The 15,489-nt window shown below is 41.0% G+C and carries 13 protein-coding genes and 14 tRNA genes; 2 read left to right on the plus strand and 25 right to left on the minus strand.

Going from position 1 to position 15,489, the window contains the following annotated elements:
- Positions 1-95: 95 nt before the first annotated feature.
- Positions 96-1,109: a type I glyceraldehyde-3-phosphate dehydrogenase gene (gene gap / locus KJS36_RS02500; protein ID WP_213533993.1), complete on the minus strand. Its 1,014-nt coding sequence runs from the start codon at positions 1,107-1,109 to the stop codon at positions 96-98.
- Between the two features lie 127 nt (positions 1,110-1,236).
- On the opposite strand from gap, the gene KJS36_RS02505 reads away from it, so the two are divergent.
- Both KJS36_RS02505 and KJS36_RS02510 read left to right on the plus strand, forming a co-directional pair.
- On the plus strand, positions 1,237-1,707 hold the full coding sequence (locus KJS36_RS02505; protein ID WP_213533995.1) for an Rrf2 family transcriptional regulator: 471 nt from the start codon (positions 1,237-1,239) through the stop codon (positions 1,705-1,707).
- 74 nt (positions 1,708-1,781) lie between these two features.
- Complete coding sequence (locus KJS36_RS02510; protein WP_213533997.1) at positions 1,782-2,180, plus strand: PepSY domain-containing protein; 399 nt, start codon at positions 1,782-1,784, stop codon at positions 2,178-2,180.
- Positions 2,181-2,209: 29 nt separating this feature from the next.
- Here KJS36_RS02510 and KJS36_RS02515 read toward each other — a convergent pair whose 3' ends face one another.
- From KJS36_RS02515 to KJS36_RS02630, 24 genes are all read right to left on the minus strand, one after another.
- Positions 2,210-2,941: an MMPL family transporter gene (locus KJS36_RS02515; protein WP_213533999.1), complete on the minus strand. Its 732-nt coding sequence runs from the start codon at positions 2,939-2,941 to the stop codon at positions 2,210-2,212.
- A gap of 23 nt (positions 2,942-2,964) precedes the next feature.
- Complete coding sequence (locus tag KJS36_RS02520) at positions 2,965-4,362, minus strand: MMPL family transporter (RefSeq protein WP_213534001.1); 1,398 nt, start codon at positions 4,360-4,362, stop codon at positions 2,965-2,967.
- Positions 4,363-4,382: 20 nt separating this feature from the next.
- Complete coding sequence (locus KJS36_RS02525) at positions 4,383-4,898, minus strand: hypothetical protein (RefSeq protein ID WP_213534003.1); 516 nt, start codon at positions 4,896-4,898, stop codon at positions 4,383-4,385.
- Complete coding sequence (locus KJS36_RS02530; protein ID WP_213534005.1) at positions 4,898-5,221, minus strand: hypothetical protein; 324 nt, start codon at positions 5,219-5,221, stop codon at positions 4,898-4,900. The genes KJS36_RS02525 and KJS36_RS02530 overlap by 1 nt, the downstream gene beginning before the upstream one ends.
- The gene (locus KJS36_RS02535) at positions 5,218-5,424 is read right to left on the minus strand and encodes a helix-turn-helix transcriptional regulator (protein WP_373306157.1); all 207 of its coding nucleotides are present in this window, start codon (positions 5,422-5,424) and stop codon (positions 5,218-5,220) included. The genes KJS36_RS02530 and KJS36_RS02535 overlap by 4 nt, the downstream gene beginning before the upstream one ends.
- Before the next feature lie 175 nt (positions 5,425-5,599).
- On the minus strand, positions 5,600-7,852 hold the full coding sequence (locus tag KJS36_RS02540; RefSeq protein ID WP_213534008.1) for an ATP-dependent Clp protease ATP-binding subunit: 2,253 nt from the start codon (positions 7,850-7,852) through the stop codon (positions 5,600-5,602).
- Between the two features lie 239 nt (positions 7,853-8,091).
- Positions 8,092-9,360: a zinc ribbon domain-containing protein gene (locus KJS36_RS02545; protein ID WP_213534010.1), complete on the minus strand. Its 1,269-nt coding sequence runs from the start codon at positions 9,358-9,360 to the stop codon at positions 8,092-8,094.
- Positions 9,361-9,369: 9 nt separating this feature from the next.
- Complete coding sequence (locus tag KJS36_RS02550; protein ID WP_213534012.1) at positions 9,370-10,239, minus strand: zinc ribbon domain-containing protein; 870 nt, start codon at positions 10,237-10,239, stop codon at positions 9,370-9,372.
- 190 nt (positions 10,240-10,429) lie between these two features.
- Positions 10,430-11,779: an RNA polymerase sigma factor RpoD gene (gene rpoD / locus KJS36_RS02555; protein WP_213534014.1), complete on the minus strand. Its 1,350-nt coding sequence runs from the start codon at positions 11,777-11,779 to the stop codon at positions 10,430-10,432.
- 30 nt (positions 11,780-11,809) lie between these two features.
- Positions 11,810-13,729: a DNA primase gene (gene dnaG, locus KJS36_RS02560; RefSeq protein WP_213534016.1), complete on the minus strand. Its 1,920-nt coding sequence runs from the start codon at positions 13,727-13,729 to the stop codon at positions 11,810-11,812.
- Between the two features lie 128 nt (positions 13,730-13,857).
- A tRNA-Ser gene (locus KJS36_RS02565) sits at positions 13,858-13,945 on the minus strand.
- A gap of 39 nt (positions 13,946-13,984) precedes the next feature.
- A tRNA-Ile gene (locus KJS36_RS02570) sits at positions 13,985-14,058 on the minus strand.
- A gap of 97 nt (positions 14,059-14,155) precedes the next feature.
- Positions 14,156-14,226 (minus strand) — tRNA-Gly (locus KJS36_RS02575).
- Positions 14,227-14,254: 28 nt separating this feature from the next.
- A tRNA-Phe gene (locus KJS36_RS02580) sits at positions 14,255-14,327 on the minus strand.
- Positions 14,328-14,404: 77 nt separating this feature from the next.
- Positions 14,405-14,478 (minus strand) — tRNA-Ile (locus tag KJS36_RS02585).
- 15 nt (positions 14,479-14,493) lie between these two features.
- Positions 14,494-14,567: transfer RNA gene (locus KJS36_RS02590), tRNA-Met, on the minus strand.
- A gap of 42 nt (positions 14,568-14,609) precedes the next feature.
- Positions 14,610-14,683 (minus strand) — tRNA-Pro (locus tag KJS36_RS02595).
- Between the two features lie 32 nt (positions 14,684-14,715).
- A tRNA-Arg gene (locus tag KJS36_RS02600) sits at positions 14,716-14,789 on the minus strand.
- A 35-nt stretch (positions 14,790-14,824) separates the two neighbouring features.
- A tRNA-Gly gene (locus KJS36_RS02605) sits at positions 14,825-14,896 on the minus strand.
- A gap of 55 nt (positions 14,897-14,951) precedes the next feature.
- Positions 14,952-15,024: transfer RNA gene (locus KJS36_RS02610), tRNA-Thr, on the minus strand.
- 24 nt (positions 15,025-15,048) lie between these two features.
- Positions 15,049-15,130: transfer RNA gene (locus KJS36_RS02615), tRNA-Leu, on the minus strand.
- A 23-nt stretch (positions 15,131-15,153) separates the two neighbouring features.
- Positions 15,154-15,226, minus strand: a tRNA-Lys gene (locus tag KJS36_RS02620).
- A 19-nt stretch (positions 15,227-15,245) separates the two neighbouring features.
- Positions 15,246-15,317 (minus strand) — tRNA-Asp (locus tag KJS36_RS02625).
- 18 nt (positions 15,318-15,335) lie between these two features.
- Positions 15,336-15,408 (minus strand) — tRNA-Val (locus KJS36_RS02630).
- Positions 15,409-15,489 lie beyond the last annotated feature (81 nt).

Below are 15,489 nucleotides of genomic sequence, written 5' to 3' on the forward strand. Positions count from 1 at the left end.
GTTTTGTCAAAAGCTTTTTTGCTATTTATTTTTTGACAGAACTGTCAAAAAAACTCTTGTCAAAATTTGACAAGGGTTTTCATTTTCATCAACAATTATTTTGCAATCTTAGCAAAATATTCCAAAGTCCGTACGAGCTGCGCTGTGAAGCTCATTTCATTATCATACCAAGCAACAGTTTTGACAAGATAAGTATCGCCATGTGAAGTGACTTCTGTCTGAGTCGCATCAAATACTGAACCATGTGTATCTCCGATAATGTCAGAGCTGACGATTTCATCAGTATTATAGGCAAAACTTTCTGTCTCATATTTCTTCATCGCTGCATTGACTTCCTCGACTGTGACTGGCTTTTCAACCACACTGACAAGCTCTGTCAATGAACCCGTTGGTGTAGCCACACGTTGTGCATGACCTTTCAGACGACCGTTAAGTTCAGGTAAGACAAGTCCAATAGCTTTCGCAGCGCCAGAACTTGCAGGTACTGTGTTGACAGCTGCAGCACGCGCCCGACGAAAATCTCCACCACGATGTGGGCCATCAAGCAACATCTGGTCTCCTGTGTAACTATGTACCGTTGTCATCGTCCCAACGACAATTCCAAATTCCTTGTTCAGCGCATTTGCCATTGGTGCAAGACAATTTGTTGTACAAGAACCAGGAGAAATCACAGTTTCCTCGCCTGTAAGTGTGTCATGATTGACATTGTAAACAACCGTCTTGACATCATTTCCACCAGGCGCCGTGATAATCACTTTCTTCGCTCCACCATTTGCGTGCAAATGCTTTTCAGCTTTTTCACGTGTGGCAAAAAAGCCAGTCGCTTCAAGCACAATTTCAACGCCAGAAGCTGCCCAGTCAATTTTTTCAGGATTAGCTTCTTGAGTGACCTTGACAAATTTTCCATTGACAAGAAATCCGCCCTCAGCAACTTCAATCTTACCATCAAATTTTCCTTGTGTACTGTCATATTTCAACAAATGCGCAAGCATTGCAGGGTCTGTCAAATCATTGACCTGAACAATTTCAACCCCCTCCACATTTTGCGCCCGACGCAGAGCCAAACGTCCGATACGACCAAATCCATTGATTCCGATTTTTACTACCATTTTAGTAGTCCTCCGTTTTTTATTTAGCGATATTTCATATCTCTAATATCATTATAAAACCTTTGTTTTTATTTGTCAAGAAAAAATGTTATAATAAAGATAATAAATATCCCGAATAGGAGACTCTATGAAATTATCATCAGGCTGGGAGCAGTCCGTCTATGTTTTACTTATTCTCGCACGCTTTCCAGATAATCGTGCAATGAACTCTATCATGCTGGCAGACAGGCTCGGCGTGTCCCAATCTTACCTCAAAAAAATCATTAAACTTCTTGTCAATGAAGGTATTCTCAGCTCAACAACAGGAAAAAATGGCGGTTTTTCTCTAGCAAAACCACTTTCTGATATCACATTTTACGATGTTTTTCTCGCTGTTGAAGGACGTGGCAAGATTTTTCAAAGTCAACAATTACTTAAAAATTTTCTAGGGAGCGAAGGTGATAAAGCACAAAAATGTGCCATCACTGATGCCCTTGATACCATTGAAAACACACTTGTTTCCACACTTTCCGCGATTACACTTGAAAAAGTAGCCCAAGAAACTGAGGAAAACTATGAATTAAAAGACTTGGACCGTTGGATTTGGGAAAATAATTAGATTTTTCATATCTTTTCTTCATCTTCTTCTCATTTGTTATAATAAATATAAAGAATAAATGGAGGAAAAGATAATTGAACAGTAAAAAATGGCTCATTTTATTATTCATCGCTGTTTTTGCGATAGCTGGTACGGGTGGATTTCTCTTACGTAGCTGGACTATCAACGAAGGCGTGCGCAATCACTCTGAAATCTCAACAGTTGTAGAAGCCGACGATGATACAAGCAATGAAAACTCTGGCAAGTCAAAAACAACAGGCGACATTTCAGAAAACAAGGCGATTAAAATTGCTGAAAAAGACTTGCAAGAACGTGGTATCAACGCACATTTCTCTGAAAGTTCAGGTATTGATACTGAGCATGGGCAACGCATCTGGGAACTCGAATTTCGCAATGACCGCCACGTATTTGAGTATTATATCAACGTTGAAACTGGTACGATTGCCAAATTTGAGCAAGAAACTAATGACTAAAAAAATCATCTTAACAGATGATTTTTTATTTATTCAATCGTGATTTTAGGTAATATCTTATCTAACCAATGTGGGAACCACCAAGCAGATTTTCCAAACAGCGCCATCACCGCAGGAAGGATAATCATCCGCACCACGAAGGCATCGACAAGCACGCCAACTGCTAAGGCAAAAGCAATCGGTTTTGTTGTGCTGGCTGAAGTGAAAATTCCACTGCCAAAGACACCAATCATAATCAAGGCTGCCGCAGCAACGACTTTTGCACCCAAAGCGAAACCTGAATGAATCGCAGTATGTGCTTCATCGCCCAACACGACACGTTCACGCATCCCACTGACCAAGAAAATCTCATAATCCATTGACAAACCAAAGAGGACACCAATCACAATAATCGGCAAGAAACAGAGAATTGGACTTGCAGGGTCAACACCAAAGAGCTTTCCTAACCAGCCCCATTGATAGACAGCAACCGTGCTGCCAAGCGCTGCACCAAGGCTTAACAGAAAACTTAGTACAGCTTTTAATGGCACGAGCAATGAACGAAAGACAACTGCCAAAAGGATAAAGGCAAAGCCAACAACTAATAAAAGATAAAGAGGCAAGGCATTTGCCAGACGTTTAGAAACGTCAATGTTGACAGCTGTTTGTCCGGAAACTTCTAATTTTGGTTTGCCTGCTAAAGAACTTTCTAAGCTTGTTTTTCTTAGCCTTTGTACTAAGCGTTGTGTTGAAAGGGCAGAGGGGCCACTTTTTGGAATCACTGTTATCAGGAGAGCATTTCTTTTCAGTCCTGATGGGATGACTTCTGCGACGTCAGCGACTGTTTTGAGCTTTTCAACAGCTTGTCCGACTTGGAGTTTATTTGGTGTGCTTGGATGCTTGGATAATTTGCCAAAAGGATAATTGGTCCATTGACTCCGGAACCAAATCCTTGTCCCATCAGGTCATAAGCTTGTCTTGGCTGTGTATCTGAGGGTTGATTGCCATCATTTGGCAGGCCCAAGTGAATGGATAATACAGGAAAAGCAAGAATGAGTAAAGCAATAACTGAAACGAGGATAGCAAGGATAGGATGGGCTGTGATAATTTTTGCCCAGCTATCTGCGTGATGACCGTGTTTTTGGACTTCTCCTGCTTTGAGTGCTAAACGTTCACGTTTTCTAAGAATTTTATTGCCACGAATAGCGAGTAAAGCAGGTGTTAAAGTAATCGCCACAAACATAGCAACAAAGACGGCAAAGGCAGCTGAAAGTCCCATTTGTGTGAGAAATTGGACACGCGCCACGGCTAAAGCAACCAGTGCGACGATGACGGTAAAAGCAGCAAAGACAACAGCTGTGCCTGCGGTCGCTCCTGCTTTTATGATGGAAGCTTCTATTTCCATGCCCGAGAGGAGTTGTTGCTTGTGACGATTGATGATAAATAAAGAATAATCAATCCCAACAGCCAGCCCAATCAGCATCGCAAGGACGGGCGCAACGTCATTGATTGTTGTAAAATGTGTGACCATCGAAATTCCAGTCATTGAAATTCCCAAAGCTAACACCGAACTTATCAGAGGAAATCCTGCTGTCCACAAGGCGCCAAATGTGATAAACAAGATGATAAAGGCAAGGATTAAGCCAATCAGAGGATTTGAACTGGAACTTGATGCTGGCAATAATCCTGATGTCATTTTTACTTTCAACTCTGGAGAATTGACCTTGTCCACTGCTTTTTTTATCGCATTTTGCGTGGCGGAATGTTGTACGCTAGTGCCACTTGTGGCTTGCTTGTTAAAGGTCACAGCGATATAGCCAATTCTTCCTGCAGGAGAAAGTGTTTTTACTTGAGCGGTAAAGGGATTTGTTGCTGAGGTAATGCCTTTGATTTGTTCCAGATTTTGGGTAAGTTCTGCGACTTTTTCAGCATCTTCTGCTGTTAATTTTTCTCCTTTGGGCGCTGCAAAGACGATATTTCCTCCATCAGATGAATTGCCAAATTTTTTATTGATTGTATTTAATGTTGTGATGGATTGGAGATTTTTGATGGTAAAGCTTGAACTCATTGGTTTTTCAAGTGTTTTTGCTCCGAAAACACAGGCAATCAAGATAACGAGCCAACTTGCCACAATCCACCAGCGATGTTTTGCAGAAAATCTGCTAATCCTCCCAACGAACGGATTTCTTTTTGAATGTTTCACTTTTTCTCTTTTCTTTGTTTTTAATTATTTTCGATTTCTCTGGGAAATTTGCGGCGAGCAATCGTGTAGGCAATCATTCGTTGGGCAAAAAGTGTTAGGCCGATTTCAAAGGTACTGAAAATGGCTGTTTCGGGATTAAGATAGTGGATAAAACCGTGCAAGGCAAAATTGATAATCCACAAAAGAAGCGTGAGCCAAGAACCTTGACGTAAGACGAGTTGTTTTCCGCCATCTTTTTTATCTGGACTTTCGCCGACCCAGTAATGATAGGTCATTGCCCGCAAAAGTCCGAGAAAGATTGGCAAACAAAGCGAACCAAGGAAAACAAGGAGTTCATAGTTGGCACTTATGTGGAAATTTTTTCCTGCTTGCACGGCTTGATTTAAACCGATAACAATAATAATGACATAGAGCCAAGGACGGTATTTCAGGCGCTGGACACGAAGTTGTTTGAAGATAATCCAGAGGACTAAAATCAGCACAATTCCATCAATTATCAGCTCGGTATTATTGTGAATGATTGCATTGATGTCCATCATAGCTCCTTATCTAGCTTTTTGATGAGGTAATAGCGGATAATTTGAAAGCCACAGCCAAAAAAGAGAGCAATACTTGTCGCCAGATTGATATTTATCTCCATTTTTTGTAGCCAAAAACTCAACGTGAGTAAGGAGAGGACAAAGACAACAAAAGTCCAGCGTATGATTTGAAAAGTTGCCGAATTGGCTTGATGGACGATTTCTTGATAGCGTTCATCATTATTGTAAAGTGATTTTAATGCGCGCTCGCCGCGGACAGTTAATAAGCGCATGATGAGTGTCAAAGCAACCAGTACTAAGATAATTATTTCCAAAATCATTTTTCGTCCTCCGTATATTCAAAGATTTCTTCGATTGATTTGTCAAATTCTCTGGCGATTTTAAAGGCGAGGTCTAATGACGGTTTGTATTTGTATTTTTCGATGGAGATGATGGCTTGTCTGGAGACACCGACGCGCTCAGCAAGCTCATCTTGGGTCATGTCATTTTCGGCACGCAAGACTTTTATTCTGTTTTTTATCACATTTTCTCCTTCTATAAATGTAAACTTTTATTTACAAATAGAGTTTAACACTTTACGTAAAGTCTGTCAAACAAAAAGTAATGTTTTATTTACTTTTTCATCAAAAAAATCACTTATGACCCTGTCATAAGTGATTTATATTTTTTGACAAAACTGTCAAAAATAATTTTATGCTTTATTCTGCTGGAACCTCTTCGTCAGTTGTTTCTGCAGGTTCTTCGGTATGATTGGCAATGACAATCTTATCATCAATCAGGTCAGCGACAAGTTCTTTGTATTCTGGGTGTTCGATGTAGAAGTCAGCAATCGGGTCTTCGATATGGTCTTGAATTGTCCGACGTAATGGACGTGCGCCCATTGCTGGGTCGTATCCAAGGTCAACAAGTTTTTCTTTCGCTGCTTGCGTGACACTCAGATGAATTTCATTGCGAGCAATCTGTGCATTGACTTCTTCGAGCATCAAATCAACGATTTGCAGGAGATTTTCCTTAGAAAGTGCGCTAAATTCGATAATCGCATCAAAACGGTTCATGAATTCTGGGCTGAAAAAATCGCCGAGCTGTCCAAGAACAGAATTTGTCCGACCTTCACGCGCCGCACCAAAACCAACATTGGCTTCAACTTTTCCTGTACCAGCGTTTGAGGTCATGATGATAATCGCATCTTTGAAGCTGACCGTGCGACCTTGTGCATCCGTCAAACGGCCGTCATCAAGGATTTGCAAGAACATATGCATCACATCTGGATGGGCTTTTTCGATTTCATCAAGCAAAATCAAGCTGTATGGATTACGACGGACCTGTTCCGTGAGCTGTCCAGCTTCTTCGTAACCGACATATCCTGGAGGCGCACCGATGAGTTTTGCCACACTGTGTTTTTCCATGTATTCGCTCATATCAAAACGAATCATGCTGTCCGCTGAGCCAAAGAGTTCAACGGCAAGTTGTTTGGCAAGTTCCGTTTTTCCGACACCAGTTGGGCCGACAAAGAGGAAACTACCGATTGGACGGTTAGGTTTGCCGAGACCAACACGTGAACGACGGACAGCTTTAGACACTTTGTCAATCGCTTCATCTTGACCAATAACGTGCGCTTGCAGGTCACTTGCCAAATGAATGAGCTGCGTTTGTTCTTTTTCTTTCAAATCGCCCACTGGAATGTGCGTTTTTTGCTCAACAATCTGCTCAATATCTTTTTCTGTAATCACTGGGATTTCATCATCAGATACTTCGTGATTTTGCAATTCGCGGAGTTTTGAGATTTGGTCGCGGAAATGTGCGGCTTTCTCGAAATCTTCTGTGCGCATTGCTTCATTTTTGTGTTGTTCTGCTTCGGCAATCCGACGTTTGATGTCGTCTGGGTCAACGAATTTGAGGGTCAGATTTTTCTTAGAACCTGATTCGTCAAGCAGGTCAATAGCCTTATCTGGCAAGAAACGGTCTTGAATGTAACGATTTGACAATTTTGCTGCGGCATCAATCGCATCATCTGTGTATTTGACATGATGATAGTCTTCGTAGCGTTTTTGGATACCTTTGAGGATAATCAATGTTTCTTCAACAGAAGGTTCATCGACTTTGACAGGTTGCATACGACGTTCGAGAGCGGCATCTTTTTCGATAATCCGATATTCATTGAGCGTTGTTGCACCGACCAGTTGGAGTTCGCCACGCGCGAGAGCTGGTTTCAGGATATTTCCTGCATCCATATTGCCATCACCTGCAGAACCTGCACCGACAATTTCATGGATTTCATCAATGAACAAAATTACGTCATTGCGTTTTCTGATTTCGTCCATGAGTTTTTGCATCCGTTCCTCGAATTGTCCACGGATTCCTGTGCCTTGTACGAGCGAAACGACATCCAAACGGATAACTTCTTTGCTGGCAAGTTTTTGTGGTACATCGCCATCAACGATTTTCTGTGCAAGTCCTTCGACGACGGCCGTTTTACCAACACCAGGTTCGCCAATCAGGACAGGATTGTTTTTCGTCCGACGATTGAGAATTTCGATGACACGTTTGATTTCTTCATCACGTCCGATGACGGGGTCAATTTCGCCACGGCGCGCGCTATCTGTGACATTAACGCCAAATTCTTCGAGCATTCCTTTTGGTCGCTGTGAACGTGGATTACGCGGTCCACCAGGACCTCGTCCGCCTGCTTGTGTTGGTGGAACTTGTCCTTGTGTGCCACGTTCATTTGGCAATTCATTGCCGTGAAGAGCGCTGAAAATGTCGTTGAATGGGTTGAATGGTTCATCATCATTCGCATTCATCGAATTTGCGTTGCTAAACAGACTTTCTTGTCCGCCTGCCTTCATGATTTGGTAGCAATTTTGACACAAATCTGTTTGTCTTTTTTGTCCATTCACATTGGTGTAGAGGTGAATGGTAGCCTCGTTAATATGACAATTTTGACAGAGCATATAAAGTCCTCCTTTTGCCTTGTCTGCGTTTTTGACAACTCTGTCAAAAATTACAGAACATTCTAAATACTATTTTACTCTAATTTTTTAATATCAAAGATTGAAAACTGTTTTTTCTTATTAAAAGTCTGACCAATTTTGACCTTTGATGATTTAATTATAATCATTTTCTTAGATTTTGGCAAATAATTTGATTTTATATGAAAAAAATTCTGTCAAATCTGACAGAATTTTTGTTTTTAATCTAATTTTGTTGCGCTCGAATAATCTGATTTGAGTTGGTCAACCGCTGCTTGTTCTGAGGATGAACTTCCACCTTCATATTTATTGTCATCTGTCAACCTACTGACATCAACTTTTCCATCTGTCAAAGTTAAACCTGTATAGCCATAAGTATCGTAGCCTGTTGTATCATTGGATGTGTCCGTATCGTCATTAAAATGGCTCACAACTTTGTAAATCGTAACAACAGAAAACTCGCCATTCTCATCATCTGAGGTGTCTCCCCATTCACTAACATTTGTTCCTACAAAATACGAATCTAAACGTGTTACCGTGTAAGTTGTACCAAAATCACCTGTCGTACTTTCATTGTCTGCACGAACGACCGTATCTTCTTGCGTTAATAAATCATTCAAATTTGATATTTTTGGACTGTTTGTCAATCCTGAAACTGTCAAAGTTTTTGTTGCTGAGCCAGACAATATTTTTCCATTATCTTTTTGCCCGCTGATATAATTTTCTGAAAGTTGGACTGTGACACGCTCGCCATTTGTCAAATCTGCCGGTGCAGAATCAGAATCATCATTGTTTACTGTAAATTCATCATCGTCAAATTTGACAGAGCCAAAATGATTGAAACCAGTGAAGGTGACAGGATTTTCTTTCAAAGCAGTTTCAATCGTATAAGTTGTTGCTTTTTCCAAACTTTTGACCGTATATTTTTTTGTTTCCTGCTTGATTGGATTATCTTTTAATGTTGTTGTGATTTTTAAAGTCACTTTTTGTCCGTTGGATAAATTTTGCGATTGGCTAAGATTTATTCTTGTATCTTCAACATATTTCGCAAATTTTTGCAATTTTGATGGGCTGTTTTTCGTCAAATATGGAAGATTAGCGTTCAAATTACCGTTCTCTAGGCTTTTAATTTCTGATGACGACATTCCAACTTTTTTGCCAATGATTTCAATTTCTTTTTTCTCATAATTACCGGAAATGCTAGCTGTTCCTTGGCTATTGTAACCAGAAAAGTTGACCTTGACACTGCCTAAAATACTTTTTGGTTGTGCATTGATGTAGGCAAAAATCCCCCCGACAATGAGAATAACTGCAACAATAGCACCAATAATTCCAATCATTTTCTTATTGACTGGACGTTTTTCTTTCGTTTCTGGTTCTTTATTATCTGCTTGGTTGATAGTCATTGATTGACCACAATTCGCACAAAATGTGGCTTCTGCTTTATTTTCTGTCCCACAATGTGGGCAAAATTTGCTTTGATTTTCCATCTTTATCTCCTATAATAATCCGCCAGTTGCGTTGCGGATAAGTGTCGCAATTTCTGAACCCATGATTGCAAAAACAATCAAAAATGCAAGACCAAGAACTGCGCAATTTGCCAACCATGCAAGAAGTTTGATGTAAAATGTATCCATTTTTCGCTGAGCTGTCGTATTGATATAAGAGAAAAATGAAATAAATGTCCAGAGCATCATTGCCAGATAAGCAATAAAAATCGCTAGAACATTGACATGAATGAGGGCAAATAGAAAACTCACAAAGCTCATCGCAAAAAGTAACACATAAAAGCGTCCATAAGAATGAAGGATTTTTTGAAATGTGTATGTTTTATCGCCAAGAATTGCAAAATTTGCCAGCCAAGCACCCAAAATTGTCGCCCCATGAAGGATGATAAAACTGATAATAACTGGGAAAATAATCTGTCCAAACACATGATTTGCAGTGTTTGTCACTGGATTTCCAACACTTTGACTGTAGAGACTCCCCAGAGAATCATTGGCTGAGCCAAGTGCATTTCCCACACTATCGCTCGTACTTGTAACAATATTCACAAGTATTTTACATAGAGTAAGTGTCCCAAAAATCGCAGTCACCAGAAAAGCTAACCAGTTAAACCAGATGGGATTTTCTTCTGCTGTACTTTTTGTTGGTGCTTTGATAGCGCTTATTGCCCAGCTCCAAAGGTTTGTCGCACTTTTTTTCAAAATTTCTTTTTGCTGCTCTGTGACAAAATTTTTGGATGAGTTTGTGTTACTTGTTTCATCGACTGTTGTAGTTCTCAATTTTGCACCACAGTTCGTACAAAAGGCACTTCCAGCCTCAATTTCCTTGCCACAAGTCGGGCAAAATGTTGGTTGATTTTCCATTTGTTTCTCCAATAATGTTTTATGATGTTGTCAAACATCATAACAATAGTGTACACTATTGAATTTTCATAAAAAATTTTTTGACAAGTTTGTCAAAAACAATTTCCTAATGCTTTTTTTGACAGAGGCTAGAAAACTTGAAAAAAGAGATAAAAAAACTTTTTGACAGAACTGTCAAAAAGTTTTTCACTTACATAAAATCACGTAAAGGTTTGCTACGTCTTGGATGACGCAATTTTTTGATGGCTTTTGCTTCAATCTGACGAATACGCTCACGTGTCACTTTGAATTGTTTTCCAACATCTTCCAAAGTGTGCATCCGACCATCGTCAAGTCCAAAGCGCATCCGCAGGACATTTTCCTCACGGTCAGTCAATGTATCCATGACTTCATCCAGCTGCTCACGGAGCAAAATACGGTTGGTATAGTCAACCGGACTTTCAATCACATCATCTTCAATGAAATCGCCCAAATGACTATCATCTTCCTCACCAATTGGCGTTTCAAGTGACACAGGTTCTTGCGCAATTTTCAGAACTTCACGCACTTTATCTGGCGCCATGTGCAATTCTTTCCCGATTTCTTCTGGCGACGGGTCACGTCCGAGGTCCTGCAAGAGATTACGTTGCACGCGAATCAATTTGTTAATCGTCTCAACCATGTGGACAGGAATACGGATTGTCCGTGCTTGGTCAGCAATCGCACGTGTAATCGCCTGACGAATCCACCAGGTCGCGTAAGTCGAGAATTTGAAACCTTTCGTGTGGTCAAATTTATCCACAGCCTTCATCAAGCCCATATTTCCCTCTTGAATCAAGTCCAAAAACTGCATTCCACGACCAGAATAACGCTTCGCAATCGAAACCACCAAACGCAAATTCGCCTCAGCAAGCATTTGTTTGGCAAACTCAGCTTCTTCACCACCAGCAACAATCGCCTCAGCAAGTTTCGTTTCTTCATCCAGCGAAATTAACGGATAACGTCCGATTTCCTTCAGATACATACGGACAGGGTCATCAATACGCACATTTGTGACAATTTCATCCATTGCATTATCTGAAACATCATGTTCTTTTTCTTCTGTTTCATTTGCCTTCAAAGCCAGCGGACTCGGATTTCCTTCTGTGTCGACAATATCAATCCCAGCATCTTGAATTTGCGTCAACAAATCATCAATCGCCTCTGGGTCGAGTTCAAACTTAACCACCAAGTCATCCGTGATTTCATCATCCAGCGCTTGTCCAAGCGGTTTACGCTTCGCAATATACTCTTTGACAGCTTTGTCAAAAGCTTTTGTATCAAATTCTTGTTCTTTTGCAACTTCTTTTTTAACCGTCACCTTTTTGATAGGTTCAATTTTTTCCACAACGATAGGTTTTACGTCCATCGCTTCAAGGAGACGTCGTTCTTCATTTTCCGTGACAGAACTCGAATGCGACTTCACAGCCATTTGTAGCTCGATAGCCTTGGCAACCAATGCAGTGCTTGGAATTCCAGTTTCCTTTGCGATTTGGTTAATTCTTTTCTTAGTTTGAGCCATGTAATCCTCCTCTTTGTAAAACATAAAAAATTATAATAATTTTTTCTTTTGATTAATAATTTGAACGGTCAGTTCCAATTCTCGTTCCCTGTTGCCCGACTTTTGAGCAGTTTCTAGCTGATGAATAAGTTCGGACAGCTTCGTCACATCCATTTCCCGAGCAAAAGTTCCCGTCAAATCTGTAAGCTCCTGACTAGAAACCTCATCAGGCAAGTCCAAACTGATAATCTGATAAAACAAATTCCGCTCATCTGCCTCTAATTCTCCAGCCAAATGTGAATCCTCCAGCTCACCAAAAGTCATCGCCTCAATCATTATTTTCTCAAATAAATCCTGATAACGCTGATGAACAAAACGGAAATTCTCATCTTCCTCAAAACGCTTGAGTACCGCCGAATGATAAATCATCCGATTAAGGAGCTGTTCTTCTGCTCGTTCAATCCGCGACAATTTTATCGCAGGTTGTTTGATAGGAACCGCAGGAACTATGCGCGGTGCATATTCAGGCACATTTTCCAAAAAATCGGGTGGTACATTTTTTGACAGTTCTGTCAAAAAACTTTCATCCTCTCTGACAGGAGGCACTAGGTCACTTCGAGCAGGAAAATTTTCTGTCAAAGTATTTTCAACTTCTGACGAGAAATTCTCAAGCCCCGCAACATTTTCACGCCGCAAATTCACAGCATTCTCTACCTGATTATACTCGAAATCAGGCAAAATCTCAACTAATTTCCTTATAAAAGCATCCTGCGCAGTCAAAGACGGCACCTTAGCAATCTGACCTGCCATCTGCTCAATAAAATCAAGCTGCACCTGCAAATTTGACAAATTCTCAGGACGCAAAAAGTCAATCAAAAATTCAATCGGCTGTATCCGTCCATTTTTCATCAGAGCCGCCAAACTCTCCAACGAATAAGTTTTCGCATATTCATCCGGGTCAAGACCTTCAGGCACTTTAGCCACCTGCGTTTGCCCCTCACCAATCAAATTCAGCGCTTTATAAATTGCATTTTGTCCCGCAGAATCCCCATCATATACTAATACGAAATTTTTTGCGATTTGTTTCAGCCGATGCACATGTTTTTCTGTCAAAGCCGTTCCCATCGAAGCCACAACATTAAACACACCAGCCTTGTAGGCCGCGATAACATCCATAAACCCTTCCATCAGATAAACTTCATGACTCTTAGAAATTACCGGTTTCGCCTTATCCAGATTATAAAGTTCAAAAGACTTATCAAAAATTGTCGTCGCCGAAGTATTGATATATTTCGCCTTACTCACATCATCCGCCTGCCATTTACGCCCCGAAAAGCCAATGACATGCCCATATTCATTTGTAATTGGAAACATAATCCGATTCTTAAACGCATCAAACACACGATTATTTGAAAAATTAAATAAACCCGAATTTGCCAAAACACCTTCTTCAAACTTCTGTGAAAGATTTTTGAAAATAAAATCCTCCTCATCCGGTGCCAAGCCAATATTGAAACGCTTGATAATCTCAGTCGAAATCCCACGTTCCTCCAAATAATCTCGTGCCCGAGCGCCAAGTTCCGTTGACATCAGCAAAATATTGTAAAGACGTCCCGCCTGATTATTGATTTCATATAATGCCGAATTTGGATTATTCCGCTGTTCACGAGCCTCATCAACCGCAAGTGTCACACCAGCAAACTCAGCCAATTCCTTCACAGCATCAACAAAACCAACCTGCTTATAATCTTTCAAAAATTCAATCACATCGCCAGACTTACCACAACCAAAACAATGATAAAAACCCTTTTCAGCATTGACATTAAAACTTGGCGTCTTCTCCCCATGAAAAGGACAAAGTCCTAGATAATTCTTACCATTTTTAGACAAAGTAACATACTGCGAAATCACATCCGCAATATTCACCTTCCCCTTTAATTCTACCAACTCCTCATTACTTAAAATTGCCATTTACACCTCTTCCCAATAAGAACGCAAATAGAAATACACACAAACATATTCTAAAAGTTCAGCATCATTGAATAATCACCAAACGACAAAAGTACAAAAGACGCCTATTAAACAATAGACGTCAACAAAGGGGAGTAAGAGATTCGAACTCTCGCGCCGGTTTCCCGACCTAACGATTTAGCAAACCGTCCTCTTCAGCCACTTGAGTAACTCCCCACACAGGCAAATTCAACAAAAATAGATAACTAATATCTATGGGAAATTCAGGACTCGAACCTGAGACCCCTGCGTTATCAACACAGTGCTCTAACCAACTGAGCTAATCTCCCATGTAGATTAATAAATTCTTTGTTAATCTAGGAAGGAACGATTGAAACGTACTAAGGTACGTGATTGAGTTCCTGCGAAGAGTAACAGAAAATTTGAAGCGGATGACGAGAATCGAACTCGCGTGGTCAGCTTGGAAGGCTGAAGTTCTACCATTAAACTACATCCGCAAATGTTACTTACCATTAAAAGTAACAATGGCGCGGGACGGAATCGAACCGCCGACACAAGGAGCTTCAATCCTTTGCTCTACCAACTGAGCTACCGAGCCAATTTTCACTAACTCACAAAACAATATTAGCAATGTGAGTTAATAAATAAAGGAAGCTTGAATAATATCCAAACAAATGGATCTTGCAGGACTCGAACCTGCAACCGCTCGGTTATGAGCCGAGAGCTCTAACCAGTTGAGCTAAAGATCCAGTCTCATCAAGTAATAGCGGCGAAGGGGATCGAACCCCCGACCTCACGGGTATGAACCGTACGCTCTAGCCAGCTGAGCTACACCGCCAAAAGAGGGAACAAAACCAATTTTAGTTTTTTAAAACCTCAATCGGGAAGACAGGATTCGAACCTGCGACACCTTGGTCCCAAACCAAGTACTCTACCAAGCTGAGCTACTTCCCGAAAATTACCACTCAAAGAATGACAATCTTCGATGCAAGCGGTAGGATTCGAACCTACAACCGTCTGATTCGTAGTCAGATACTCTATCCAGTTGAGCCACGCCTGCATATAAACTATTATTAACGGATTTAAATATCCGAAAGCGAACGACGGGATTCGAACCCGCGACCCCAACCATGGCAAGGTTGTATTCTACCACTGAACTACGTTCGCAAATTATCCTAAACCCTGCAAGCAGTAAATATCCCTCTACTCCCAAAGTTTCCTATGCCGACTACATGATTCGAACACGCGACCCTCTGATTACAAATCAGATGCTCTACCAACTGAGCTAAGTCGGCTACTGAGTAACCTAAATTAACATATGCGGATGAAAGGACTTGAACCTTCACGCCCTAAAGCACTAGAACCTAAATCTAGCGTGTCTGCCAATTTCACCACATCCGCTCGCAGATATCTTATCCAACGAATGACCCGTGCGCGGCTCGAACGCGCGACCCTTTGATTAAAAGTCAAATGCTCTACCAACTGAGCTAACGAGTCATTGTATCTCACGATACAACGGTTCCAACGGGAATCGAACCCGTCTCTTCGCCGTGACAGGGCGATGTACTAGCCGATATACTATGGAACCTCTTCAAGTTTCCTTGAATGGGAGTTAACGGGATCGAACCGCTGACCCTCTGCTTGTAAGGCAGATGCTCTCCCAGCTGAGCTAAACTCCCCAATACTTGGCAACTAGCCTATCTCCCAGGAGGCAACCTCCAAGTACTTCCGCCGTGGATGGACTTAACTTCTGTGTTCGA

It is taken from the genome of Lactococcus nasutitermitis, from assembly GCF_018403765.1.
In the GTDB taxonomy this organism is placed as follows: domain Bacteria; phylum Bacillota; class Bacilli; order Lactobacillales; family Streptococcaceae; genus Lactococcus; species Lactococcus nasutitermitis.